Source organism: Pantoea sp. X85, from assembly GCF_029623675.1.
In the GTDB taxonomy this organism is placed as follows: domain Bacteria; phylum Pseudomonadota; class Gammaproteobacteria; order Enterobacterales; family Enterobacteriaceae; genus Pantoea; species Pantoea leporis.
In genome coordinates this window covers 1,689,159-1,714,565 of record NZ_CP121108.1, presented here as the reverse complement: position 1 = coordinate 1,714,565, position 25,407 = coordinate 1,689,159, and the positions used below count along the sequence as shown (strand labels likewise).

25 protein-coding genes are annotated in these 25,407 nt (G+C 57.7%); 9 read left to right on the top strand and 16 right to left on the bottom strand.

The window, feature by feature from the left end:
- Positions 1–44: 44 nt before the first annotated feature.
- Together P6287_RS07995 and P6287_RS07990 are read right to left on the bottom strand one after the other, a co-directional pair.
- Positions 45–257 carry a hypothetical protein gene (locus P6287_RS07995; RefSeq protein WP_110865967.1) on the bottom strand — a complete coding sequence of 71 codons (213 nt, stop codon included), beginning with the start codon at positions 255–257 and terminating at the stop codon, positions 45–47.
- Positions 258–430: 173 nt separating this feature from the next.
- A complete protein-coding gene (locus P6287_RS07990; RefSeq protein ID WP_110865966.1) occupies positions 431–1,951 on the bottom strand; it encodes an aldehyde dehydrogenase family protein in 1,521 nt (506 codons plus the stop codon).
- 238 nt (positions 1,952–2,189) lie between these two features.
- Between P6287_RS07990 and P6287_RS07985 the strand changes: the two genes are divergently transcribed.
- Entirely contained in the window at positions 2,190–2,753 is a 564-nt protein-coding gene (locus P6287_RS07985) for a methyltransferase (RefSeq protein ID WP_110865965.1), read from the top strand.
- Here the strand turns inward: P6287_RS07985 and P6287_RS07980 are convergent.
- Complete coding sequence (locus tag P6287_RS07980; RefSeq protein ID WP_277974763.1) at positions 2,741–3,466, bottom strand: glutamine amidotransferase; 726 nt, start codon at positions 3,464–3,466, stop codon at positions 2,741–2,743. The genes P6287_RS07985 and P6287_RS07980 overlap by 13 nt on opposite strands.
- A gap of 190 nt (positions 3,467–3,656) precedes the next feature.
- Here P6287_RS07980 and P6287_RS07975 point away from each other — a divergent pair, with 190 nt between their 5' ends.
- Positions 3,657–4,541 (top strand): EamA family transporter, encoded by an 885-nt coding sequence (locus P6287_RS07975; RefSeq protein ID WP_217546898.1) that lies wholly within the window; start codon positions 3,657–3,659, stop codon positions 4,539–4,541.
- Between the two features lie 46 nt (positions 4,542–4,587).
- Positions 4,588–5,949: a CoA transferase gene (locus tag P6287_RS07970; protein ID WP_277974762.1), complete on the top strand. Its 1,362-nt coding sequence runs from the start codon at positions 4,588–4,590 to the stop codon at positions 5,947–5,949.
- A gap of 3 nt (positions 5,950–5,952) precedes the next feature.
- Here the strand turns inward: P6287_RS07970 and P6287_RS07965 are convergent, their stop codons facing one another.
- Genes P6287_RS07965 through ghrA form a run of 3 tightly spaced genes read right to left on the bottom strand, consistent with a single transcriptional unit; the run spans position 5,953 to position 8,241 of the window.
- A complete protein-coding gene (locus tag P6287_RS07965) occupies positions 5,953–6,513 on the bottom strand; it encodes a molecular chaperone (protein ID WP_277974761.1) in 561 nt (186 codons plus the stop codon).
- A gap of 27 nt (positions 6,514–6,540) precedes the next feature.
- Positions 6,541–7,278: a phosphatase gene (locus P6287_RS07960; protein WP_137385589.1), complete on the bottom strand. Its 738-nt coding sequence runs from the start codon at positions 7,276–7,278 to the stop codon at positions 6,541–6,543.
- Positions 7,279–7,302: 24 nt separating this feature from the next.
- Positions 7,303–8,241 (bottom strand): glyoxylate/hydroxypyruvate reductase GhrA, encoded by a 939-nt coding sequence (ghrA, locus tag P6287_RS07955; protein ID WP_277974760.1) that lies wholly within the window; start codon positions 8,239–8,241, stop codon positions 7,303–7,305.
- A gap of 207 nt (positions 8,242–8,448) precedes the next feature.
- Between ghrA and treA the strand changes: the two genes are divergently transcribed.
- Positions 8,449–10,128 carry an alpha,alpha-trehalase TreA gene (gene treA / locus P6287_RS07950; protein WP_277974759.1) on the top strand — a complete coding sequence of 560 codons (1,680 nt, stop codon included), beginning with the start codon at positions 8,449–8,451 and terminating at the stop codon, positions 10,126–10,128.
- Positions 10,129–10,390: 262 nt separating this feature from the next.
- On the top strand, positions 10,391–12,490 hold the full coding sequence (locus P6287_RS07945; protein ID WP_101760782.1) for a TonB-dependent siderophore receptor: 2,100 nt from the start codon (positions 10,391–10,393) through the stop codon (positions 12,488–12,490).
- A gap of 62 nt (positions 12,491–12,552) precedes the next feature.
- Here the strand turns inward: P6287_RS07945 and P6287_RS07940 are convergent, their stop codons facing one another.
- Positions 12,553–12,801, bottom strand: coding sequence for a GlsB/YeaQ/YmgE family stress response membrane protein (locus tag P6287_RS07940; protein WP_008102737.1), 249 nt, complete (start codon positions 12,799–12,801; stop codon positions 12,553–12,555).
- A 186-nt stretch (positions 12,802–12,987) separates the two neighbouring features.
- On the opposite strand from P6287_RS07940, the gene P6287_RS07935 reads away from it, so the two are divergent.
- Entirely contained in the window at positions 12,988–13,722 is a 735-nt protein-coding gene (locus P6287_RS07935; protein WP_110865957.1) for a flagellar brake protein, read from the top strand.
- Between the two features lie 128 nt (positions 13,723–13,850).
- On the opposite strand, the gene P6287_RS07930 is transcribed toward P6287_RS07935, so the two are convergent.
- From P6287_RS07930 to P6287_RS07900, 7 genes are all read right to left on the bottom strand, one after another.
- Complete coding sequence (locus P6287_RS07930) at positions 13,851–15,338, bottom strand: FGGY-family carbohydrate kinase (protein WP_101760784.1); 1,488 nt, start codon at positions 15,336–15,338, stop codon at positions 13,851–13,853.
- Positions 15,339–15,340: 2 nt separating this feature from the next.
- A complete protein-coding gene (locus P6287_RS07925) occupies positions 15,341–16,285 on the bottom strand; it encodes a transketolase C-terminal domain-containing protein (protein WP_101760785.1) in 945 nt (314 codons plus the stop codon).
- Entirely contained in the window at positions 16,278–17,111 is an 834-nt protein-coding gene (locus tag P6287_RS07920; RefSeq protein WP_192234240.1) for a transketolase, read from the bottom strand. Before P6287_RS07920 ends, P6287_RS07925 begins: the two co-directional genes overlap by 8 nt.
- An 88-nt stretch (positions 17,112–17,199) precedes the next feature.
- Positions 17,200–18,306 (bottom strand): ABC transporter permease, encoded by a 1,107-nt coding sequence (locus P6287_RS07915; RefSeq protein ID WP_101760787.1) that lies wholly within the window; start codon positions 18,304–18,306, stop codon positions 17,200–17,202.
- Position 18,307: 1 nt separating this feature from the next.
- Complete coding sequence (locus P6287_RS07910; RefSeq protein WP_110865954.1) at positions 18,308–19,822, bottom strand: sugar ABC transporter ATP-binding protein; 1,515 nt, start codon at positions 19,820–19,822, stop codon at positions 18,308–18,310.
- Positions 19,822–20,433, bottom strand: a complete 612-nt coding sequence (locus tag P6287_RS07905) for a DUF2291 family protein (protein ID WP_277974758.1) — start codon at positions 20,431–20,433, stop codon at positions 19,822–19,824. The genes P6287_RS07910 and P6287_RS07905 overlap by 1 nt, the downstream gene beginning before the upstream one ends.
- A 13-nt stretch (positions 20,434–20,446) precedes the next feature.
- Complete coding sequence (locus P6287_RS07900) at positions 20,447–21,388, bottom strand: D-ribose ABC transporter substrate-binding protein (RefSeq protein WP_101760789.1); 942 nt, start codon at positions 21,386–21,388, stop codon at positions 20,447–20,449.
- Positions 21,389–21,571: 183 nt separating this feature from the next.
- Here P6287_RS07900 and P6287_RS07895 point away from each other — a divergent pair, with 183 nt between their 5' ends.
- A complete protein-coding gene (locus P6287_RS07895; RefSeq protein WP_137385584.1) occupies positions 21,572–22,516 on the top strand; it encodes a sugar-binding transcriptional regulator in 945 nt (314 codons plus the stop codon).
- Between the two features lie 52 nt (positions 22,517–22,568).
- On the opposite strand, the gene emtA is transcribed toward P6287_RS07895, so the two are convergent.
- Complete coding sequence (gene emtA, locus P6287_RS07890; protein WP_240632861.1) at positions 22,569–23,180, bottom strand: membrane-bound lytic murein transglycosylase EmtA; 612 nt, start codon at positions 23,178–23,180, stop codon at positions 22,569–22,571.
- A gap of 181 nt (positions 23,181–23,361) precedes the next feature.
- On the opposite strand from emtA, the gene ldcA reads away from it, so the two are divergent.
- Both ldcA and P6287_RS07880 read left to right on the top strand, forming a co-directional pair.
- The gene (gene ldcA, locus P6287_RS07885) at positions 23,362–24,285 is read left to right on the top strand and encodes a muramoyltetrapeptide carboxypeptidase (RefSeq protein ID WP_277974757.1); all 924 of its coding nucleotides are present in this window, start codon (positions 23,362–23,364) and stop codon (positions 24,283–24,285) included.
- Positions 24,286–24,308: 23 nt separating this feature from the next.
- Positions 24,309–24,983 carry an MBL fold metallo-hydrolase gene (locus tag P6287_RS07880; RefSeq protein WP_101760794.1) on the top strand — a complete coding sequence of 225 codons (675 nt, stop codon included), beginning with the start codon at positions 24,309–24,311 and terminating at the stop codon, positions 24,981–24,983.
- A gap of 1 nt (position 24,984) precedes the next feature.
- Here P6287_RS07880 and P6287_RS07875 read toward each other — a convergent pair whose 3' ends face one another.
- A complete protein-coding gene (locus P6287_RS07875) occupies positions 24,985–25,368 on the bottom strand; it encodes a hypothetical protein (RefSeq protein ID WP_101760796.1) in 384 nt (127 codons plus the stop codon).
- Positions 25,369–25,407 lie beyond the last annotated feature (39 nt).

The window sequence follows — 25,407 nt, the reverse complement described above, 5'->3', positions numbered from 1 at the left end:
ATATTTCTGACGAATTGATCATCGAATGAGGCAAAGCAGAAAAGTTAAAAACGGAATTGGCTCTCCAGTTGACGCAATGTTTCCATGCGTTGTGCCGTGGCGATTTCGCGCGCTTTTACTTCCAGCAGCAGGTCAGCATCGTTTTGGCCAATCACATACACCGCCTGACGCCCCGGCAGGTTAACGGTAATAATATTTTGCTCCACACCGTCCAGCATCTCATCATGCTGTTCCAGGTAGTTATACAACGTGTTCATGAAATCTCCTTGAAAATAGGTGGGCTATTCTGCCCAATCGCCTCCTTTAAACACACAAGACCTGGCTTAAAGATGCCACCTTGATCAGAAAATTCTGGCGAAGTGAATATCCTGCAGCGGCAAGATGACGAAGAGATGAAAAGGCAGCGAGATTGCCCCGCCGCCGTATTCAATCAGAAGAAACCCAGCGGTTGCGTGCTGTAACTCACCAGCAGGTTTTTCGTTTGCTGATAATGATCGAGCATCATTTTGTGGGTTTCGCGACCAATACCCGATTTCTTATAGCCGCCAAACGCCGCGTGCGCCGGATAGAGGTGATAACAGTTAGTCCACACGCGACCGGCTTTAATGGCGCGGCCCATGCGATAGGCGCGATTGATGTCGCGCGTCCAGACGCCCGCGCCCAGTCCGTAAATCGAATCATTGGCGATTGCCAGCGCTTCCGCTTCATCTTTAAAGGTCAGCACACCAACCACCGGGCCAAATATCTCCTCCTGGAACACGCGCATGCTGTTATCCCCTTTGAGCAGTGTCGGCTGGATGTAGTAGCCGCTGGCAAACTCTTCGCCCACTTTCTCTACGCCGCCGCCGTGCAGCACCTGCGCGCCCTCTTGCTGCGCTATTTCCAGATAAGAGAGAATTTTGTCGAACTGCTGCTGCGACGCCTGCGCGCCAATCATGGTTTCGGTATCCAGCGGATCGCCACGTTTAATGGTTTTGATGCGCTTCATTACCGCCGCCATAAACGGCTCAAAGATCGATTCCTGCACTAGCGCGCGCGACGGACAGGTACAAACTTCACCCTGATTAAGGAAGCCCAGCACCACGCCTTCTGCCGCTTTCTCAATGAAACTCTCTTCAGCATCCATGATGTCTTCGAAGAAGATGTTCGGTGACTTGCCGCCCAGTTCAACGGTGGACGGGATCAGGCTTTTCGCCGCCAGCTCCAGAATATGGCCGCCGGTGGCAGTGGATCCGGTGAAGGCGATTTTGGCGATGCCCGGATGGGATGCCAGCGCTTCGCCTGCCTCTTTACCGTAGCCGTGTACCACGTTGATAACACCCGGCGGCAGCAGATCTTTGATCACGTCCATAAACAGCGTAATCGACAGCGGTGTTTGCTCGGCCGGTTTCAACACCACGCAGTTACCTGCGCCGAGCGCAGGCGCCAGTTTCCATGCCGCCATCAGCAGCGGGAAGTTCCACGGAATGATTTGCCCGACCACGCCCAGCGGTTCGTGGAAGTGATAGGCGGCGGTGAACTCATCGATTTCAGCGGCGGTGCCTTCCTGCGCACGCACGCAGCCAGCGAAATAGCGGAAGTGATCGACCGCCAGCGGCAGATCCGCCGCCAGCGTTTCGCGTACCGGCTTACCGTTATCCCAGGTTTCGTTGACCGCGATATATTCCAGATTCTCTTCCAGCCGATCGGCAATTTTCAGCAGCACCAGCGAGCGTGCCTGCGGCGAGGTTTTGCCCCACGCATCGGCAGCGGCCTGGGCGGCAGCCACGGCGTTATCGATATCGGCGCGGTCTGAACGGGGAAATTCGCCAATGGTAGAAGCATTGATCGGTGAAGTGTTGACGAAGTAGTTACCGTTCACCGGCGCAACAAATTCGCCGTTGATAAAGTTGCCATAACGCGATTGCAGAGTAATGAGAGAACCTTGTTCTCCCGGAGCAGCGTAACGCATGGTGTTTCTCCTTGCGGGACAGAGTGGCGATTAACAACTATGAAACCTGTTATTAACATTGGGCGATCCACGCCAGCCTGTCAGATCGTAAAAGGGGAAACTGTGACCGCACCGAAGGAAATGTGGCGAGCGTAGGCCGCTACAGATAATTCCGAGTTTTCCCGCTTATGCCGCAAAAAGCGGAACATGGGCGAAATATGTGGTCAATATGAAGCAGGATACTAACCAGGAGAAACAGATGTTGGCTTCAGCCCTGACGTTAATGCGTGCCAAAGCGAACTTTGTTCAGCAATTTATCCGCAACCCGCGCAAAATGGGCAGCATCACGCCCTCTTCAGCCGCGCTATGCCGCACCATGTGCGATGCGGTGAACTGGGATAACAGCCTGCGTATCGCCGAACTGGGTGCCGGAGATGGCGTGCTCACGCGTCACGTGCTGGCGCGCATGTCACCGCAAGCACAGCTTGATGTGTTTGAAATCAGCCCGGAACTGGTGAAAAGCCTGCGTGGATTGCCTGATGCGCGCATGCAGGTACGCGCCTGTTCGGCGGAATATCTCGCCGGAGAATATGATGTGATTTTTTCTGGCCTGCCGCTGCTGTCATTACCGCCCGCCACGCGCGACAACATTCTCAGTGCGGTGCATGATGCGCTGGGTCCACGCGGCGTATTCGTACAGTTTCAGTACACCTCGTTCACCCAGCCGAATTTGTCACGCTACTTCACCTGGGAACGCCAGCGGGTGCTGAAAAACATGCCACCCGCGTGGGTTTATCGCTGCACGCGCAACTACGCGCCCTGAGCCTGCGCGCGCGGCTGCGGCCGCGTTTGTAGCCAGAAGCTGCGCAACAGTTCGCGCGACCAATCTTCGCCTGAAAGAACAGTGCCATCGTCACTGACGCCCGCCGGTAAACAGGCGGTCATAATCTCGCGGGTAAATTCCGGATGGAACTGCACCGACAGCGCCTGCGGCGAATAACGCAAAATCTGACAACCATCCTGCGCCGAGCTCGCCAGCACCTGCGCATGCTGCGGCGGCGTTAACACCGATTGCCGATGTGACAACCACGCCTGAAACTCGCCCGGTAGATCGGCCAGCCAGGGATCGTTGTGCGCCTGCGCATTGCGCGTCAGCGGTTTCAGTCCACGCTCCCAGCCCTGCGGGTTATCGCCCACTTTGCCACCCAGCGCATACGCCATCAGTTGATGCCCGTAACAGACGCCCAGCAGCGGCAGCTCCGCCTCCAGCGCGCCACGAATCCAGGCGGCGGTGCGTTCGCTCCAGTCAGCGTGATCGGTGACCATCGCCCAGGAACCGCTGAGGATCGCGCCACTGACGCGATCAAAGGCCGGTAAATCATCGCCCAGATGCGGACGCACAATCACATAGTCATCGGGCTGCAGTTGCAGCGCGTCGATAAACCAGCGGGGTTGTTCACCAATTTGCGCCACAACCTGCGGCGGCGGGATTTCGAGTTGAATCAGAGCAAGAGGTAAAGCGCGGGTGTGTGTCATGCCGAATACGGTCCTCGTTATGGTCGCCTTTCGGACATCCACTTTGACAGTAAATCAGCGACATGTCTTATTTTTTTCCTGCATAAGCTAATGCTTATGCGAAAAAAATGTTGCCCGACATGCCCGAAGTGCGCGCCTTCATGCCATCATTAGCCGGTGATCATCTTTGTACAGCGTGAAGGAAGACCTCGTGGCAGTGCGGCATTTTTTTATGGTTCTGATGGTGGTTTCCATCTGGGCTTTCAACAACGTGGCGGTAAAGTGGGGATTACTGGAACTTCCGCCGCTGTTTCTCACCTGGATGCGCTTTGTGGTGGTAGCGATTGTGCTGGTGCCATTCTGCCGCATCACGCGCGCACAATTGCCGTGGCTGTTGACGCTGGCATTCACCTTCGGTTTTATGCACTTCTCGCTGCTGTTTGTCGGCATGCGCTACACCGATGCCGGCACCGGCGCCATCGTGGTTCAGCTCGGTACGCCGATTGCCATGCTGCTGGCGATGGTGATTCTCAAGGAGAAATTGCGGCTGGTGCAGCTGTTTGGTATCGCCATTTCGCTGAGCGGCGTGGCGGTGCTGTCGGGCAGCCCGACCATTCCGGCCTGGTGGGTGCTGTGTATTCTGTTGTGCAGCGCGTTTGGCTGGGCGATCAGCAATATGATTGTGAAAAAATCGCCGCCGATACAACCGCTGACGCTCACCGGCTGGATCTCCTTCCTTGCGGTGCCGATTGTCGGTGCCGCTTCGTGGCTGACCGAATCCCATCAGTTTTACGCGCTGAGCCACGCCGGCTGGCGCGGCTGGTTTGGCATTCTTTATAGCGCGCTCGCCTCGTCGATTGTCGCCTATACGCTGTGGTACGCGCTGCTGAAGAAATACAACGTCAACCTGATCATGCCCTATTCGCTGCTGACGCCGGTGCTGGCGGTATTGATGGGCGTTTTCGTCTTGGGTGACAGCATGAACAGCTTCAAGATCCTCGGTGCGTCACTGGTGGTGCTGGGCACCGCGATTGCGGTGATCAACCTGCGTAACCTGCGGATGCACGCGCGTTTCCCGCGCTTACGCCGCCGTTAATCCGCTCTGCTATGCTTGAGTCTCGCGCGTTTTCCGGAGACTCAACATGGATTCTCAACGTGCTGCCGCACTGTGGCAGCAAATGTGGCAGGGATTGCGAGGCGCAGACCCGCTTCCCTCGCCGACTTTTCTCCAGCCCGACACTTTTTCCTCTGCCTTTGCCGTCAGCGAATTGGCGGCCACCAGCATCGGCCTCGCCAGCCAGGCGCTAAGCGATCTGCTCGGCCAATCCGCGCCGGTCAGCGTTAATGTCCGTCTCGCCTCGCGCTGGTTTCAGCACAGCCTGATCCCGCTCAATCGACCGCCTGCTGCGCTGTGGGATGAATTCGCCGGTGATTACGCCAGCGCCGACGGCTGGATCCGCCTGCACACCAACGCGGCTCATCATCGTGCGGCGATGGAGCGCGTGCTCGGCCAGCATGCCGATCGTGCCGCGCTGGCCGATGCGGTGGCCCGCTGGCCCGCCGCCACGCTGGAACAGGCGGTGATTGATGCCGGCGGCTGCGCCGCGCAGATGCGCAGCGAAGCGCAATGGCTGCAGCATCCGCAAGGCAGCGCCGTGCAGCAGGAAGCGCTGATTGCCCAACAGGCCACCGACGCCGCCCCGCCGCCCGCCTGGTTACTGTCGCCCGCGCGGCCGCTGCTCGGCGTGCGCGTACTGGATCTCACGCGCATCATTGCCGGACCGGTGGCGACACGTTTTCTCGCCAGCCTCGGCGCGCAGGTGCTGCGCATCGATCCGCCCGACTGGCACGAACCCACGCTGGAAGAGGAGATCACCTGCGGCAAACGCTGTGCGCGCCTTGATATCAAATCCCGCGCCGGGCGCGAGCAGCTGCGCCAGCTGTTGCAGCACAGCGATGTGCTGGTACACGGTTATCGTGCTGATGCGCTGGAAAAACTCGGGCTGGATGCCGATACGCGCCGCCAACTCGCGCCGGGCCTGGTGGATGTCAGCCTCAATGCGTGGGGCTGGAGCGGGCCGTGGCGCAACCGGCGCGGCTTCGACAGTCTGGTACAGATGGGCTGCGGCATCGCCGAACAAGGCATGCGCTGGAGCGGCAATAATCAACCAACGCCGCTGCCGGTGCAGGCGCTCGACCACGCAACCGGTTATCTGATGGCCGCCGCGGTGCTGGAAGGTTTGCGTCAGCGCTTGACCAACGGCATTGGCTGGCAGGCGCGCTTATCGCTGGCACGCACCGCGCGGCTGTTGCAGCAGTTCGGTGCCGCGCCGCAGAATGCGCAAAACGGTATACACGCGCAGCACGATGACGCGCTAAGCATAGTAGAAATCAATCAGTGGGGAATTGCTGCGAGATTGCGTGCCGCAGCGTATTTGCCCGGCACGCCAATGATCTGCGCAACGCCAGGCGTGAAGCTCGGCAGCAGCGCAGCAAGCTGGTAACGATTACGCCTCGTCGCCCTGCTCTTCGTTCAGTTCGTCGTACATCGCCTGCATCGCCTCACGGCTCAGCACCGCCAGCGTGCGGTAAAATGCCGTGGTGGCATGCGCTTCCACTTTGCCGAGGAACGCGCCGCACCACGGCAGCAGATACTCATCAAACAGCGCCAGCTGCGCGGCAGATTCATCCTCTGCCGACTGATCTTCCAGCCAGGATGCCGCCAGCAGCAGCACGCCAAAGTGATCGGCAGGCGCTTCGCTCAGCGGCATGCCGCGCGCGCTGAGAAACTCACGCACGTCTGCTTCAGCAACACCGTTTGGCCACTGTGATGCGTACGGCGGCACGCTGCACTCGCTGCCGACAAACAGCGCATTGTAGTCAGCGGCCAGCGCCTGCGGATCGCTATTCTGCTGCAGGCGCGTCAACAGTTCGTCCTGCTCCAACGGCCACTGCTGTTGCAGTTTGCCTTCACGCAGCAGAGTGAACAGCGGCACCAGCAGCGGATCCTGCGGCTGGCGATTAAACAGCGAGCCGATGACGCGGCAGAGTATGGAAAACTCATTCATGCAACAGAATTCCTTGAGGTAAAAAAGTTAAAAATCAGCAAATTCGGGAATCGTTTTGCCGGTGCGCAACGCGAGGAAGTCGAGCAGGCGACGCGGCGTGACATTTAACACGCGATCTTCGGGAAAATCCACTTCGCTGGTGATGCGCAGGCAGTGTTCGAAATTGCCCAGCGTAAACGCGGTATGCGAATCGGAGCCAAACGCCAGACGTCCACCGGCATCGCGCACCGCTTCGGCAATGGCGCGACAGTTCGGTTCGCTACCCGGACGCGAATGGGTAAAGGAGGAGTTGTTGATCTCCAGCGCCACATCGTAATGCGCGGCGGCTTCGGCAATTGCGCGAATATCCACCGGGAACTTCGGGTTGCCCGGATGCGAAATGATATGCACCAAACCGCCCGCCATCGCCGCAATCATCGCTTCAGTGTGATGTGCTTTGTCACGCGGCGCATAAACCGGTTCGTGGAAGCCCGCGACAATCAGATCCAGCGCATCCAGCATCGGGCCGCTGCAATCGATCTCACCCTGCTGATTTTTGATGTTGGCTTCGATACCGCGCAGCACGCCAACGCCATCAATCACGCGCGGCCAAATGCGCATGTTGACGAAATGCCAATAGTGCGGCGCATCGGCCATATCCGGGCCGTGATCGGTAATCGCGAACAGCTTCAGGCCGTTCTGTTTCGCCTGCGCCACATAATCATGCAGCGTGCTGTAAGCGTGCGTGCTGGCAACGGTGTGCATATGTAAATCAACGGGATACATCTTCATCTCCTGACCCAATGGGAATTAATAACCGCGCTGGCGATCGACTAAACCACCCGGCTGTTGACCTTGCTCCAGAGCAAGTATGGCATCCGCAATGTAATCCATCGCCTCGCCTGGCAAGGTAATCGCCGCAGTATGTGGCGTGATTATGGCATGCGGATGAGACCACAACGGATGATCCTGCGGCAGCGGCTCGCGCTGGAACACATCCAGCGCGGCGGCGGCCAGCTGACCGCTGTTGAGCGCCGCCAGCAGATCGGCTTCTACCACATGCGCACCGCGCGCAAGGTTGAGGAAGCAGGCGCCGTGCGGCAATGCGTTAAGCAGCTGGCTATCAATCAGGTTGGTGGTTTCCGGCGTGGTCGGCAGCAGATCGATCAGCACCTGCGTGCCCGCCAGGAAAGCATTGAGCTGTTCGCGGCCATGGAAGCTTTGCACACCGTCGATCTGCTTCGGCGAACGGCTCCAGCTGCGTAACGGAAAGCCCCACTGACGCAAACTCTCCAGCACGCTACGGCCTAATACGCCCGCGCCGAGCACGCCAATGGTAAAGTTTTCGCGATCGAAACCGTCCAGCTCCTGCCAGCAAGCCTGCTGCTGCAGTTGACGATAGTCGGCAAAACGGCGGAACCAGCCCAGCACGCACCAGTTGGCGTACTCCTGCATCTGGCGCGCCATGCCGGTATCTTCCAGGCGGAATAACGGCACGGTGTCGGCCAGCATCTGTGGATTGTCACGCAGCTGTTTGAGGATTTCGTCGACGCCCGCGCCCATGGCAAATACGCCTTTCAGCTGACGCCCCGCCAGCATCTCGACCGGCGGAGAACGCACCACCGCATAATCGGCCGGCGCGTTGTCGCCCGGCTGCCAGTCACGCACGCGCGCCTCCGGCAAACGCTGACGCAAACCCTCCAGCCAGCCTTGCGGCACCAGCGACGGGTGATACCAGATTATCTCCATACGACTCTCCTTTTTTTGCTTCAGCCTCAGGCAAATAGCCGTACAGGGCAAGCAAAAACCTTAGCCTTGAGGCAATTTCTCACGTGATTAATTCCGGGCGCTTCACATTTCCACCGCTGTGCGAGGCTAAGCGGCGCGATTACGACTAAAGTTGTTCGGGTGGTCAATGCGTTAGCACACCACCTTTTCGGACAAGGAGAAAAACCGATGATAAAAAATGCCGTATTCACGCCCGCGCGTCTGACCTTTTTACTTAGCGCCGCGTTGCTGGCCGGTGCCACCGCCGCACACGCCGACGATCAAAGCCGCATGCTCAGCAACCAACCGCAGCCACCGGATGTGCGCCTGGGACCGTTGTTCAATGCGGTACAGCAGGCTAAATTTTATCCGGATCAGAAAACCTTCGCCGATGCGGTGCCGAAATCCAATCCCTCGTCGATTCTGGCCGACTGGCAGATGCAAAAAAACCAGCGCAACTTCGATCTCAAGCATTTTGTCGACAGCAACTTCACGCTGCCAAAAGAGGGTGACAAATATGTGCCGCCCGCCGGGCAAAGCCTGCGTGAGCACATCAACGGTTTATGGCCGGTGCTGACGCGTACCGCGCAAAGTGCCAGTCAGTACGATTCGCTGCTGCCGCTGCCCAAACCTTACGTGGTGCCTGGCGGACGCTTCCGCGAAGTGTATTACTGGGACAGCTACTTCACCATGCTTGGCCTGGCGGAGAGCGGGCACTGGGATCGCGTGCAGGATATGGTGGATAACTTCGCCACCGAGCTGGACAAATATGGCCATATTCCCAACGGTAACCGCAGCTACTATCTCAGCCGCTCGCAGCCGCCGTTCTTCAGCTTGATGGTTGACCTGCTGGCAACGCACAAAGGCGACGACGTCTATCGCCAATACCTGCCGCAGCTGCAGAAAGAGTACGATTACTGGATGGCGGACAGCGACAAAGTGGCGGCCGGCCAGGCCAGCAAACGCGTGATCAAACTCAGCGACGGCACGCTGCTTAACCGTTACTGGGACGATCGCGATGCGCCGCGTACCGAATCCTGGCTGGATGACGTCAACACCGCGAATAAAGCGCCGGAGCGCAATAAGCAGCAGGTCTATCGCGATCTGCGTGCGGGCGCGGCTTCGGGCTGGGATTTCAGTTCGCGCTGGTTCACCGATGCGCACAATCTGGCGTCCATCCGTACCACGCAGCTGGCACCGGTTGATCTTAACAGCCTGATTTTCCACCTCGAACAAACATTGTCTAAAGCCGCCAAACTGGATAAGCAGGATGACAAAGCTAAACAGTTCGCGGCGGATGCTGAGAAACGTCAGGCGGCGATCAATCGCTACCTGTGGGATGAGAAAAAAGGCTGGTACGCCGATTACGATTTCCAGAAGAAGCAGGTGCATTCACAGCTGACCGCTGCGACGCTATTCCCGCTCTATATGCAGCTCGCGAGCGATAAGCAAGCTGAACGCACCGCTTCCGCAGTTGAAAAACAGCTGCTGAAACCCGGCGGACTGGTGACCACCACGGTGAATAACGGCCAGCAATGGGATGCACCAAACGGTTGGGCGCCGCTGCAATGGGTGGCGGTAGAAGGTCTGGAGCATTACAAGCAGCCGAAACTGGCGCAACAGATTGGTCAGCGCTTCCTGCAGAACGTGCAGGCGACCTACGACAAGGAACATAAGCTGGTCGAGAAATACGTGGTTGAAGGCGCGCAGCTGGGCGGCGGTGGCGGCGGTGAATATCCGCTGCAGGACGGCTTCGGCTGGACCAATGGCGTGACGCTGAAGCTGCTGGATAAGTACTGCCCGAAAGACAAAACCTGTAATAACGCTGGCGATATCCCGAATATGCCGGTTTTAAGTCGCGCGAAGTAATTACCGCTATTCTGCCGGGCGAAGTAGCCCGGCAACTGCACATTCCCGTAGCGGCGCGATTTATTGCGCGACCCGAACCTGGGTAAGGTTTCGCTAGTGCAATGCGCGATAAATCGCGCCGCTACGGCTCGTGCCTGTCATCTGTGCATTTTCCTCACATTCCTCTAGCAACAAACTCACATCTTGAAACATCCGCGACAAAAGATAATAATTCTCAATCTGATATCGATAGCTATTCCCATTAAAATAACAGGAACCTCTCATGACCTCGTTGTTTACCCTTAAACGTGGCCGCGTACTGTGCGCGCTTGCGCTGGCTTTACCCGCGGCAAGCTTCGCTGAAGAGTCGATTGTCGTGACAGCGCAACCGCAAGAGAGCGCCACCTCACCGACGCAGGGCTATCTCGCCACGCGCAGCAGCGGTGCCAGCAAAAGCGATCAGCCGCTGATCACTACCCCGCAGTCGATCTCGGTAGTGACGCGTCAGCAGATGGAAGATCAGGGCGCGCAGGATCTCAATCAGGCGCTGGGTTACACGCCGGGCGTCTTCACCAACTTTGGCGGCGCGGCCACGCGTTATGACACTATCGCGCTGCGTGGTTTCCACGGCGGCGATGTCGATAACACCTTCCTCGATGGCCTGCGCGTGATGAGTGACGGCGGCAGCTTCAACATCCTGCAGGTGGATAACTGGTTCCTCGACCGCATCGATGTGATTAAAGGTCCCTCCTCCGCGCTCTACGGCCAAACGGTGCCGGGCGGATTGGTGAATATGGTGAGCAAGCGCCCGCAGTTTGCTGAAGAGGGCCACTTCCGCCTGGCGACCGGCACCAACGCCACCAATAACGCCGCCTTTGATTACACCAACGCCATCAACGATCAGTGGGCATTTCGCGTAACCGGCATTACGCGCAACAGCGATACCCAATACGATCACACCCGCGAAGAGAAATATGCGATTTCGCCACAGCTGATGTGGCAGCCAAGTGAAGATACCAACTTAGTGCTGCGCGCCTACCTGCAGAAAGATCCGTCCGGCGGCTATCACGGCTCGGTACCGGCGGAAGGCACGCTCTATAGCCATAATGGCCGCAAATTGAGCGACAGTTTCTATGAAGGTGACACTGCGCTCGATCAGTTCAAACGTCGCGAGCAGATTTACAGCTATGACTTCTCGCATCGCTTCAACGATGTGTGGTCGGTGTACTCCACCGGCAGCTACAGCCACTCCAATACCGAGCTCGATCAGGTTTATCAGATTGGCTGGAACGCAACGAATCCAGACCTGCTGAACCGCTACTACTCCGGTGAGCGTTCATCGCTGAGCGCGTGGGCCAACGACAACCGCTTGCAGGCCGATTTCGCTACCGGCGCGGTTCAGCATCGCGTGACGCTGGGCGCGGAATACCATCGCTATAAAAACGACATCACCAAAGCCAGCGGTGCCGCCAGCGCGCTGAATGCGTGGAACGGCGAAGAAGTGGGCATCATGCCGGACTTCGACTGGACATCGCAGACGCGCCGCTACTATCAAACCGGTTTGTATCTGCAGGATGAATTGCAGCTCGATCGCTGGCATCTGGATTTGTCGGGACGCTACGATCGCATCGTGTCGGAAAACGGCACCAGCCGTCGTCAGGACGATCACATCAGCGGCCGCGCTGCGCTGCTATATGCCTTCGAGAACGGCATCTCGCCTTATGTCAGCTGGAGCCAGGCAATAACGCCGGCTTCGTTAACCGATCCTTTCGGCAATCAGCTAAAACCGACTACGTCAGAGCAGTATGAAGCGGGCGTGAAATATCAGCCGCTGGGCACGCGCGATATGTACTCAATCGCGGTGTACGATTTGACCCAGGACGATGTCGCCAACCGTAACGTGCTGGACGGCACTTACACGCCGTCGGGCAAAGTGCATTCGCAGGGCATTGAACTTGAGGCGCGTAATCAGCTGACGTCGCGTTTTAGCACTATCGCCGGCTACACGCTAAATCATCTGCGCTTTAAAGATTCGGTGGACGGTAACGATGGCCATACGCCGTATGTGACGCCGAACAGCATGGCATCGTTGTGGGGACATTATCAGTTTGACTACGGCTTGAGCGCCGGTGCGGGTGTGCGCTATATCGGTAAACAGTGGGCGGATAACGAGAACACCACGCGTCTGCCATCGGTAACGCTGTTTGATGCGTCGGTTCGCGCCGATCTTGGCGCATGGAACTCACAGCTGAAAGGCGCCTGGCTGCAGGTGAATGCCAACAACCTGACCGATAAGACGTATCTGGCCGCCTGTTACGGCACCGGTTACTGCTATCGCGGTGCCGAGCGCACGGTCATGGCCACGGTGGGCTACGACTTTTAATCAGGCATAAAAAAATCCGCCACCCTTTGCGGGATGGCGGATTTCATCAAATACTGGCGCGATTAACTTCGCACTTTACGGTAGATCCACAGCACCACAATGGCACCAATCACTGCCACCACGAAGCTGCCAAAGTTGAAACCGTCAACTTTACCGAAACCAAACAGGGTACTGATCCAGCCACCGACAACCGCACCCACCACACCCAGAACCACGGTGATGATAAAGCCGCCGCCATCTTTACCCGGCATAATCCACTTAGCGATAATCCCGGCAATCAGACCAAAAATAATCCATGAAAGAATACCCATGTACTGCTCCTTACGTTATTAATCAATGTGTTCACCGCCTCTAGTATAGACGGGATTTTATGATCTGCATCCCAACTTGCCGCCGTAAATAGCCGTTAGCTGACTAAAGGTTAGCGCAGCGACGCCGATAACTGACGAACAGCATTGTCAGTCGTGAAAATAACAATCGGATAAGTGGAGCAGGACGTGGGAGAAGCCGATAAAGAACAATACCTCAAGCGAGGCACGTTAGCGGTTTTGGGCGTGATGAAGGACCTGTTGCGTTTTCAAACCCTGTTGATGGTGAATTTTTCGCGCGGTCAGTTTATCAGTCGCTTGCTGTCAGCCGATGAAGATCAGGTGATCTTTGACCTCGGCAGCAACGCGCTGGATAACGATTTAGCGCTGCAAGGTGGCGAAGTGAATATTGCCGCCGAAACGCACGGTGCCAAAGTCGAATTCGGCTTAACCGGTTTACAGCGGGTTGAATTCGAAGGCTTACCCGCTTTTGCTGCGTCGCTGCCGGAACTGGTGTGGCAGATTCAACGTCGTGAATTCTTTCGCGTCAATGCGCCGCTGGAACCGGTTTTTTATTGCCACAGCCAGTGGCCTGATGGGCGTACCGCGCGTTTCCGCCTGCAGGATCTGTCACTGGGCGGCGTCGGCGTGCTGCTGGACGAAGCGTTACCGGAAGGCCTCAATCGCGGCGATACCTTTAAAAACCTGCGCGTGGATTTAGCTGAGTATGGTCACTTTGAGGTGACAGCACAGCTGCTGCACATTGGTGAACGCACCGTAGTGACCAGCAAGAATGAAACCCGCGCCACACCGCGCCTCAGCTTCCGCTTTACCGCCATCGAACCGATTCAGGAACGCCAGCTACAGCAGGTGATTTTTGCGCTGGAACGTCTGGCGCGTGATAAAGCCAACCGTTTTCAGTAGCGCTGCACGTTTATCACCGTACAACATCGTAGCGGCGCAATTTATTGCGCTATGTGGCATGAGATAAATGTCTAAAAAGCGCGATAAATCGCGCCGCTACGAAGCGTGCGCGATTTAAATAACGATAATCAATGCGGCTGATAACGGCAACGCGCCACCGCATCCAGCCAGCCGTGATAATTCTCTTGCATGCTTTTCGCCTGATCCTCACGCGGCGTGATCACGCTACCGCCCTGTAACGCCTGCATCTCACTGCCCTGCTGCCACCAGCCTAAGGTGCGGCCCGCTAATAGCGCGGCGCCCAGCGCAGACACTTCTGCCGTCGGTACGCGTTTCAGTGGCCGCTGCAATACATCGGCCTGCATCTGCATCAACCAGCTATTTTCCGTGGCGCTGCCATCCACGCATAGCGCAGGAAGTTGCACGCCACTGGCCTGCTCCATGGCAAAAAACACATCGGCGATCTGGAAGGTGATCGACTCCAGCGCCACGCGCGCCAGCACCTCCGGCGTCGCCGCATCGGTCAAGCCACATACCATGCCGCGCGCTTTCAAATCCCACCAGGGCGCGCCAAGACCGGAAAGCGCCGGCACAAAATAGATGCCCTGATTGTGTTCGCTTTGCTGCGCCAGCGCAGTGAGTTCTCGCGGATCATGAATGCCCAGCATGCGGCCCAGCCACGCCGCGCCGGAACCGGTGTGGGTAATGTTGCCTTCAAAGGCATAGCGCAGCGTGCCGTCGTGCCACGCCACCGTGGTGCTGAGGCCATTTTCCGTCAGCAACGGCGTCGCCATCGACATCATCAGTGATGAACCGGTGCCGTAAGTGGCTTTCACCACCTCTTCGCTGCCGTTGCGCTGCGCTTGCAGCGCAGCGTGCGAATCGCCGATGCGTGACAAAATCGGCGTGCCGGGCGCTAAACCGGGAATATCGTTGCGTGTCACCACGCCTTGCGCGCTGGCCGAGGGCACAATCTGCGGCAGCGCCGCGCGGGGAATATGGAACAGCGCCAGCAATTCATCATCCCAGTCGCCGCTGTGCAGGTTGTAGAGTTGGGTGCGTGCCGCATTGGCATGATCGGTGACGAAGCTTTCGCCGCCGCTCAGCTGCCAGCTCAGCCAGCTATCCACGGTGCCGATACAGAGTTCACCGGCCTGCGCGCGCGCAAATCCATTCGGCAACGCAGCCAGCATGCCGGTAAGTTTACCGGCCGGGAACATCGGATCCACCGCCAACCCGGTGAGTCCGGTGATGCGCGGTGCTTTACCCGCCACGCGCAGATCGCGGCAAAACGCCTCCGAGCGGCGATCCTGCCAGCTGACCAACGGCGTCAACGGCTGACCGTTATGTCGCTGCCAGATCAGCACCGATTCGCGCTGGTTGCTGATCGCCACCGCCGCAACCTGCGCCCCCGCACACTGCGCCAGACAAGCGCTCACCGCCTGTTTCACCGCCTGCCATATCGCCAGCGGATCCTGCTCCGCCAGACCCGGCTGCGGATGTTCCAGCGTCAGCGGCTGACTGCCGCGTGCCACCACATTGCCGGCACGATCGACTGCAATCGCTTTCGCGTTGGTGGTGCCTTCATCAATTGCCAGTATCAACGAACCTGCCATCTTTACGCTCCTGCACAGATGCGCGCTGCACTCTTCACTACGCTGGCGGCATCAATACCATGTCGGGCACGGGTGGAGGCGCGATCGCCGGCAATCGCGTATTCGCCGTCGGGGATGCCCAAACGCAGTAGCGGGATGCCACAGCCGCCTTCCGCCAGCACTTCCGCCACCAGGCTGCCGACGCCGCCGTTGACGTTGTGTTCTTCCACGGTAATGACCGCTGGATAGTGATTTAACAGCTCGCGCAGCTGTTGGGTATCACAAGGTCGAATCGATGGAATGCTGATCACACCTGCTGTAATGCCTTGCTCATGCAGTTGCTCGGCGGCGTGAACCACCTCGTGAACCGTCGAGCCCATCGCCACCAGCACAATGTCATGACCTTCACGTAACACGTCGATTTGGCCAGGACGGAATTGATAGTTTTCATCGTGCAGCTGCGGCAGATCTTTACCGTCCAGACGGATGTAAACCGGCCCGACATGCGCCAGCGCATACTCAATAATCTGGCGGCACTCCAGCGGGCAGGATGGCGCATAAATTTCGATGTTGCCGAAGCCGCGCATCACCGCGATGTCGTCGATGCTGTGATGGGTGCTGGCCAGCGGGCCGTAGCTGGCACCGGCATTCAGACCAAACAGTTTCACGTTGGTGTTGTTGTAGCAGACGTCAACTTTAACCTGCTCATTGGCGCGGGAAACCAGGAACGGCGCGGCGTTGCAGGTCACGGCCACTTTGCCGCCAATCGCCAGACCGGCGGCGGTGCCCACCAGCGTTTGCTCCGCGATACCCACGTTGATCAGGCGATCGGGGAATGCTTTGATAAAGGGCGCAATTTTGGCGGTTGAGGTGGAATCGGCCACCACCGGCACTAAATCGACACCACGATTAACCGCATCAATAAATGCCTCAACCATTACCGTCGCCAGGTGTTTTGCATTACTCATCTTTTAATTCCTCCAGTGCCAACGCAATCTCTTCCCCTTTCGGCACACGGTGATGCCACTCCGGTTTGCCCTGAATAAAGGAGATGCCGAAGCCTTTTTCGGTATGCGCCACAATCACCTGTGGCTTGCCGCTGTTGCGCGGCAGGTTTTCGATGGCGTCCACCACCGCCGCCATGTCATTGCCGTTGCACTCGCTCACATCCAGACCAAAGGCGCGCCATTTTTCCGGCAGCGGATCGGTATTCATGATGTCGCGCGTATGCCCCGCCAGCTGCAGCTTGTTCTTGTCATTGATGATCACCAGGTTATCGAGGCCGTAATGCGCCGCCACCAGCGCCGCTTCCCAGTTGCTGCCTTCCGCCAGCTCACCGTCACCGGTGACGACAAAAATGCGTCGGTCGCTGTTATCTTTCTTCGCCGCCAGCGCAATGCCGACCGCCACCGGTAAACCGTGACCCAGCGCGCCGGTGTTCAGCTCAACGCCCGGCGTTTTTTGCCGCACCGGATGGCCCGGCAGATGCGAATCGGAATGCTGATAAGTCGGCAGCCATTCGGTGGGGAAATAACCGGCTTCTGCCAGCACGCAGTAATAACCGCCCACCGCATGGCCTTTCGACTGGATATAGATGTCGCGCTGCGGATCGTTGGTGCGATCTGGCGCGCAGTTCAGGATGCGGAAATAGAGCGCGGTAAGGATCTCAACCTGTGAGAGATCGGCACCGGTGTGACCGCCCGCCGGGCTGCCCGCATTAAGCTGGATGATGCGGCGGCGCACGGCGCGCGCTTTCGCTGCCAGATCCGCTACCGAGTATTTGAAAGGATTCATAGACACCTCTGAATTTTAAAGCATGGATGAATATTTATTCGTGATGAAGAAAAAAAGGTGCAGACAATCAGCGCCTGCACCCAACCGATTAACTTTTTGCCGGGCTACCGCCCTCCTCAATCAGCGCTTTCTGCGCCACCACCGCCGCTTTCTGCTGCATGCGGCTCTGCATTTGGTCGATGATCACCGCCACGATAATCACGATGCCTTTGATCACCATTTGCCAGAACTCGCTCACACCCATCATGATTAAACCGTCGGCGAGGAAGCCGATCACAAAGGCACCAATCAGCGTGCCAAGAATGGTGCCGCGTCCACCGGCCAGCGAGGTACCGCCCAGCACCACTGCGGCAATCGCGTTCATTTCAAAGGAGGTTCCGTTCGCCGGATGGCTGGCCACCAGCTGCGACGAGACCACGATGCCAGCAATTGCCGCGCAGAAACCGGAGATGGCATAGACCCAGATTTTCACCGACTTCACTTTCACGCCCGAGAGTTCAGCGGCGCGTTCGTTATCGCCAATCGCGTAAACCTGACGGCCAAACGGCAGGCGGCGCGCCACGTAGGCAATCACCAGCGCCAGCAGCACCATCATCCAGATGGCCCACGGCAAACCAAGGAAATAGCCGGCGCCAATCTTGTCAAATCCGGTATTCCCCAGCATTTCATTGCCCTGCAAACCGGGGAAGGTTTCGCCGCCCGAGGTGAGCATCGCCGTGCCGCGCAGGATGTACATGGTGCCGAGCGTGCAGATGAACGGAGCCACGTTATAGCGGGTAATGATCCAGCCATTGACTGCGCCAATCAGGCCGCCAATCAGCAATACAATCGGCACGATTAGCCACACGCTGGGAAAGATAGCGATGCCAAACATCGGCAACACAATGCCTTTGGTAATCAGCCAGCCGGCGATCATGCCGCACAGGCCGAGCGTGGCGCCGATGGAGAGATCGATGCCCGCCGTGATAATGACAAACGTGATGCCGAGCGCGAGGAAGGCGTTAATGGCGATGTGTTTCACCATGATCACCATGCTGCCCACCGCGAGGAAATCGGGCACCGTGATAGCGAAGAAGCCGACAATCAGAAACAGCGCAATAAAGGTGCGCAGTTTGAGCAGCAGCAAAATCAGGCTTTCGCGTGAGTTGAATGCTTTGACAGGCGATGCGAGCGCGAGCGCGCCGTTGTTTTTCATATCAGAACCCTTGTGCGCTTGCTTTAACCAGCGCCGCCTCTTCCGCTTCAGCGCGCGGCAGGTCAGCAGTCAATTTGCCGCCGGACATCACAATAATGCGATCGGCAACGGCCATGATCTCTTTCAAATCTGAGGTGGAGAACACCACCGCAATGCCCTGCTCCGACAGCTTCACCATCATGCGGAACACTTCGCCTTTGGCACCGACGTCGATGCCGCGACTCGGTTCATCCAGCAGCAGCAAGCGCGGATTGGTCAGCAGAGATCGGCCAATCACCACCTTTTGCTGATTGCCGCCGCTCAGTGCGCTAATGGCGACATCCGGCGAGGAGATTTTGATTGCCAGATTGCCGACGGTGCTGGTCACCACTTCCCGTTCCGCCTGCTCTGAAATCACGGTGCGATGCGACAGACGCCGCCACAGGCTGGCGATGGTGAGATTACTCGCCACCGATGAGATGGGAAAAATGCCCGAGCGTTTGCGATCCTCCGGCACCAGACTCATGCCCATACGAATGCGTTCAGCGGTCGGCAGACGCGTCGGCAGCGGTTTGCTGTCGAGCCACAGCTTGCCGAGATAGTTACGCTGCGTGCCAAGCAAACACTCAAACAGTTCGGTGCGCCCCGCGCCCATCAACCCGTAAATGCCGACGATCTCTCCGGAACGCACCTGAAAACTGACATCATCCACCAGCGTGTTGCCGTTCGGGCTGACGCAGGTGATGTGTTCGGCTTCCAGCACCGGCGCACCGAACTGGCGATCCGGCGGCAGGAAAGTGCCGACCGGTTCACTGCCCAGCATTTCGCGCACGATCCACGGCACGTCGATATCGCTGACCTGCGCTTCGGCCTGAAAACGCCCGTCGCGCAGAATGGTGATCACATCACCAATCGCCATCAGCTCCTCGAGCCGATGCGAGATATAGATGATGGAGACGCCCTGACGCGTCAGTTCGCGGATCACCCGAAACAGGATCTCCACTTCAGTTTTGCTCAGCGCCGAGGTCGGTTCGTCGAGGATCAGAATGTCGGCGTCCTCCGCCAGCGCTTTGGCGATCTCCACCAGTTGCTGCTGGCCAACCTTCAGGCTGCCAACCTTCTCATCCGGTGAAATTGGCTGATCGAGGCGCTGCATCAGCGCGGCGGTGCGGCGTTTCTGCTCGGCTTCATTGATGGGCCGAATGCCGCTTTGGATTTCCCGGCCAAGGAAAATGTTCTCCGCTACGCTGAGGTTCTCAAACAGGTTGAGCTCCTGATGCACCATGCCGATGCCGTGACGCGCGGCGTCTCGCGTGCTGTGAAACGCCACTTTGTTACCGTTCAGGAACATCTCACCGCTGGTCGGTTGCTGCACGCCGGCGAGAATCTTCATTAGCGTCGATTTGCCCGCGCCGTTTTCGCCGATGATGACGTTAACTTTGCCGCGCCACACGCGGTAATCCACGCGATCCAGCGCTAAGGTGCCGGGGAACAGCATCGACATCTGATTGGCTTGCAGAATGATCTCGTCGCTCATTATGGATTCCCCTGCTGCAGCCGCACCGCCACCACATCTTCCACTGTGCCCGCGCCTATGCTGACGGCCAGCAGCGCCTGCGCCGGTTTGCCCACCCAGCTGGCATCCACCGCGGGCAGCTGTTTCACCGCGTGGCGATTGAGTGCTTTGGTGAGCTGCGCGTACTGCACCTGATTGGTGAACTCTTCGAAGCGGAAACCGGCCGCATCGCGAATGGCGTTGCCGCGCAGCACCGGACCAATCAACACTTTCACCGGCTTGCCGTTGATGGTCATGGTGAGGCTGCGTTCCCGCTCGTTGCTGTTATCAAACGCCGTCACCGTGCCCGCAGCGCGCACAAACACGCTTTCGCTGCCGCCCGCTTTGACGGTGTGGCTTTTGGTTTCCATATCCGCCCAGCTCAGCGCCTGCTTCTCAGCTGGCTGCTGCACGCGGCTGGCCCAGCTTGACTCCGCAATCTGCTGCGGCGTTTGATCGCTGTAGCCCGGTTTAGCGTTAGGATCTTTCGGCATGATGGGTTTGCCGTTGGCATCGAGATCCACCACGGTGCAGGCGGCTAACATCAGCGTCAGCAGCGCCACCAGCGTGCCGCTCAGCGCTTTCCCCTTCATGCCGGCCTCCATGTTATGGCGCCAGCTTGAAGGTTTTCAGCTTCGCGGCGTTGCTGTCGTCAATCAGCACGCAATCCATCAGCTGCTTCTCCTCTTTCTGCGCTTTGCCATTCTTCAGGTAGTAATCCACTTGCTCGACGGCCATCTGCGCCTGATCCCAGCCCGGCTGCAGCACCGTCGCTTTGATGTTGCCTTTATTGAGGATGGAGTCGCGGGTGTAATCGCTGCCGTCGAAGCCGACCACGATCACATTGGTTTTGCCCGCCGCTTTCAGCGCCGCTTCCGCGCCGAGCGCCATGGTGTCGTTACCGGAGATCACGCCGACAATGTTGGGGTTCTTCTGCAGGATGGTTTCCATGCGGCTGAAGGCTTCGGTCTGGCTCCAGTTGGCACTCTGCTGCGCCACCATCTTCAGATCGGGATAATCATCCAGCACATCGTGATATCCCTGCGAACGTACACCCGCATTGGTATCTGACTCTTTGCCCAGCAGCTCGACATAATCCCCTTTGCCGTTCAGCAGTTTGGCGAACTTCTCGGCGCCGAGCTGTGCGCCCTGATAGTTGTTGGAGACGATTTGCGCCACGGCGATGCCGGTTTTATTGATTTCGCGGTCAATCAGGAAGGTAGGAATGCCGGCATCTTTGGCTTTTTGCACCGGGCCAACGGTGGCATCCGCACCGGCGTTATCAAGGATGATGGCTTTGGCTTTGCGCGCGATGGCGGTTTCAATCAGCTGATTTTGTTTATTCACGTCATCATCGTGTGAGGCCACCAGCGTGGTGTAACCGAGGGCTTTGGCTTTCTCCTGCGCGCCGTCGGCTTCGGCCTTAAAGAACGGGTTGTCATGTGATGGCGTAATAATAGCCAGCAACCCCTTATCCGCCGCCAGCGACGCCGCCGAGATCATCATGATTGAAGCAAGTAGAGAGACTTTGAGGACAGAGGCTTTCATTTGTTATCTCCGATTGAATATATATTCAATTGCGATTTTATATGCATAATGACTATGCGCTGGCTTTCTGAGCACGTCCATTGCCCGATCCTCAAAAAGCGAAAACGATCACAAAATGTTCTGCGTTGTTATTTATGACAGGCTGATTAACAATACCAGGCAGGTTAAGAGAGAGAAAAAACCATGGCAAAACAGGATGAACAGCGGCTGATGGTGAAAATCGCCACGCTTTATTATGTGGAAGGCAGGAAGCAGTCCGACATTGCGCAGCTCTTGAAGCTGTCGCAATCTTTTGTGTCGCGCATCCTTAATCGCAGCGTGAAAGAAGGTGTGGTGAAGATCAGCGTGGTGCCGCCGGCCAATGTGTTCCCTGAGCTGGAAAAAGCCATTGAGCAGCTGTATCAACTGCCGCAGGTGATTGTGGTGGATGTGCCGGATCAGGCTTCCGCATTGCAGATCAAACAGGCGATCGGTTCCGCCGCCGCGCACTATCTGGAAACGCGGGTGCGTGCCGATGAGCTGATTGGCATTTCCTCCTGGAGCGGCACCATTCGCGCCATGGTCGATGCGCTGCATCCGCTCAGCGCGCCGTGCCAAGGCGTCATTCAGCTACTGGGCGGCGTGGGCGCCAACGGCAATGTGCAGGCCACGATTCTAACGCAGAATCTCGCGGCGCTGCTGGGTTGTCCGGCGTGGCTGCTGCCGTCGCAATCAATCGAACACTCGGTAAAGGATCGCCAGCGTTTATCGGTTAATCCCGATGTCGCGGTGGTACTGGAAAAGTTTGATCAGGTGGACCTGGCGATTGTCGGCATCGGCGATCTCGAGCCGTCCGCCCTGCTGCGCAATTCCGGCAACTATTACGACGGTGAGATGCTGCAAACGCTGGCCGAACGCGGCGCGGTGGGCGATATCTGCCTGCACTATTTTGACGCCGACGGTCAACCGGTGCTGAGCGCAGAGGAAGATCCGGTAATTGGTATGGAGTTGGCGCAGGTAAAACGCTGTCCGCAGGTGGTGGCGTTAGCGGGCGGCAAAGAGAAAGCGCAGGCGATTCGCGGGGCGTTGCGCGGCGGTTATGTGCAGGTGTTGATTGTGGATTATCCGACGGCGCGATTGTTGGTGTAGCGGCGCAATTCATTGCGCCATAAATCGCGCCGCAACAGATAGGTGTACAGCATCAACCGATGGTGCGGTAGGCGGTGGTGACTTTCCATAAATAACGCGGGGCCTGCGCCGCCGGATGCTTATTCTGTACGTGCTGGTAAAACTCGTCCGGCGTCATGGAATTGATCATCGCAATAGCACGCTCGCGGTCACGCGAGAAAGTACGCAGCAAGGCACCGGCACCGTTGGCGTAGGAGACAATGGTGGCGTAACGCAGGGTCAGCGGATCGCGAATTCCGGCTAAGGCGGAATCCTGCAGAATTTTCAGGTAAGCCGCGCCAATATCGATGTTCTTGGCCGGATCGCGCAGCTCGGACGAGGATGGCTGACCATGACGGCCCTGGGTGCGATAGACTTCGCGGCCCGCGGTCGAGGCCTTAATTTGCATCAGACCAACCGCATTGGAACGGCTCACCACGGTGGGATTGCCTCCGGATTCGACACTAATAATGGCGCTGATTAACTTCTCATCAACGCCATAATGACTGGCGGCATCTTCGGTAAACATTGACCATGCATCATTCACTTTCGACGGCGGTGCCTGAGTTAACGGCGTATTCTTCTCGGGCAGTGCCGGTTTTTCCGGCTCGCTGGAACAGCCAGCAAGCAGCAGTGCAGAAAGCATAAGTAGTCGAATTTTCACTGATTTTTGGTTCCGCAATAGGGTTGGCGCAAGCTATCATACCTGGCGCAGCGCGATGCAAAATTACCGTTTATCCTAAATCGGTAAAAAACCTTATGCTACCGTGACTTCGACAACGCATTTCGTCATCATCAGCCGGCCACTCTACAGCAGGATGGAAGTTATGGTTACTCCCCGCACGCTACGTCTCATCGCCCCTTCCGGTTATTGCCACAATCAGGACGCCGCCCAGCGCGCGGTGAGTCGTTTACAGGCTGCTGGCCATCATCTTGACAATCTATCGGCGATCACCCGCCGCTTTCAACGCTTTGCCGGCGATGATGTGCAGCGGCTGAATGATATCAATGCGCTGGCCACGCTAGAGGCGCTGCCCGATATCGTGCTGGCGGTGCGTGGCGGCTACGGCGCTTCACGTTTGCTGGATAAGATCGATTACGTTGGCCTGCAACGTCGATTGCTCAATCAACCGGTGGCGCTGTGCGGCCACAGCGATTTCACCGCGCTGCAGCTGGCGTTACTGGCACAAATCGGGCTGATCACCTTTAGCGGGCCGATGTTGGCCGGTAACTTCGGCGCCGAGGCATTATCTGATTTTACCGAATCGCACTTTTGGCAAACGCTGACATCACCTACAGTCAATCTAAGCTGGCGCAGCACCAGCCCGGATCACGGCCGCTGGCAAGGCATTTTATGGGGCGGCAATTTAGCGATGATTTGCTCGCTGATTGGTACGCCGTGGATGCCGCAAATTGAAGGCGGCATTCTGGTGATCGAAGATGTGAACGAACATCCGTTCCGTATCGAGCGCATGCTGATTCAGCTGCAGCAGAGTGGCATTTTGTCGCGCCAGCAAGCGATTATTACCGGCAGCTTTACCAGCACATCGCTGTCGGCGTATGACAACGGTTTTGATTTTGCCACCGTATGGCAGCGCATTCGTGACGAGTTTCAGATTCCCGTGATTAGCGATCTGGCTTTTGGACACGATGCCGATACCGTGACGCTGCCGCTGGGCGCTAGCGCCACGTTGCAGATTGAGAATGGAGAAGCACAGTTCGCCTTCACCGGCCACCCGACATTGCGCTAACGTGTTGCCGCAGGAGACCGACAATGAAGCCACTGTACGACGATTTGTGGATCTCCACGCCAGAATTCCCCGCCGAAGAGACGGCGAGTGACTTAATGATGCATGGCTTTATGCTGTGCCACCCACGCGGCAATTTATTGATTGGTCGCGTGGAGCATCCGCTCGACCATGAGTTCCTCAACGATGCCGGCGGCGTCATTCGCCACTATTTAACTCACTGGCACGAAGCCGCGCCGGGAGCGATCGCCATTCAGCAGCGCTTTAATAGCGCGCTCTATTGCCACAGTCGTTCGCTCGGGCCGGTCAGTTTGGTGATTGAGCCCGACGAAACCTTTACGCAGCAAGAGACGCACTTCGGCGATTTTCACCTGCTGCCGACGCCCGGACACACGCCCGGCAGCAGCAGCTATCTCTACCACTCGCCGCTCGGCCACACTTATCTGTTTGTCGGCGATACGCTGACCCGCGATTACAACCGCTGGATCAGCGTGCTGATGCCTGAAAGCAATCCCACCGAACTGCAGCAGTCGCTGGAGTTGTATCGCTCGTTACGCCCGGATGTCGTGCTGATGAGCACCACGCGCGGACATCTTTCGTGGGCTAAGGTGAATTTGCAGAGCTGGCTGGCAGCCATTGATGAGGCGGAACAGTCGCCGCTGGATTTGCGCCAGCGGCAACTCATCAAACCGGGCTATTAACTCACGAGTTTGGACGCGCGCTGTCGTCGTAGCGTTCCAGCGACAGAATCTGCGCATCGCGCTTATCGGTGCGGCTGCAGGGCAACAACTTGTTGCTGTTGGCGTAGACGAAGAAAGTTTCATCGTTCTTTTTATTCACGATTAACTGATCGCCATTACGAAAACGGGTGATGGCGACTTTATCGCCCCCTTTCAGGCTGGTGCGCTGCTGCCCGGCAGCAATCTGGAAGTGGCGCGTTGGCCACATTAACGTACTCAAACCATACTCGGCACGCGATACCGTCATAGTCGGACGGCCGGGACAGGTGATTTGGTATTCGGTTTCGCTCCAGGCGGGCGCTATCTGACAAGCCAGCACGCCAACGGCCATGACTAATGCCTTCATTGGGTTCTCCGCTGAGGTTAAATGATGATTTCGTGGAGG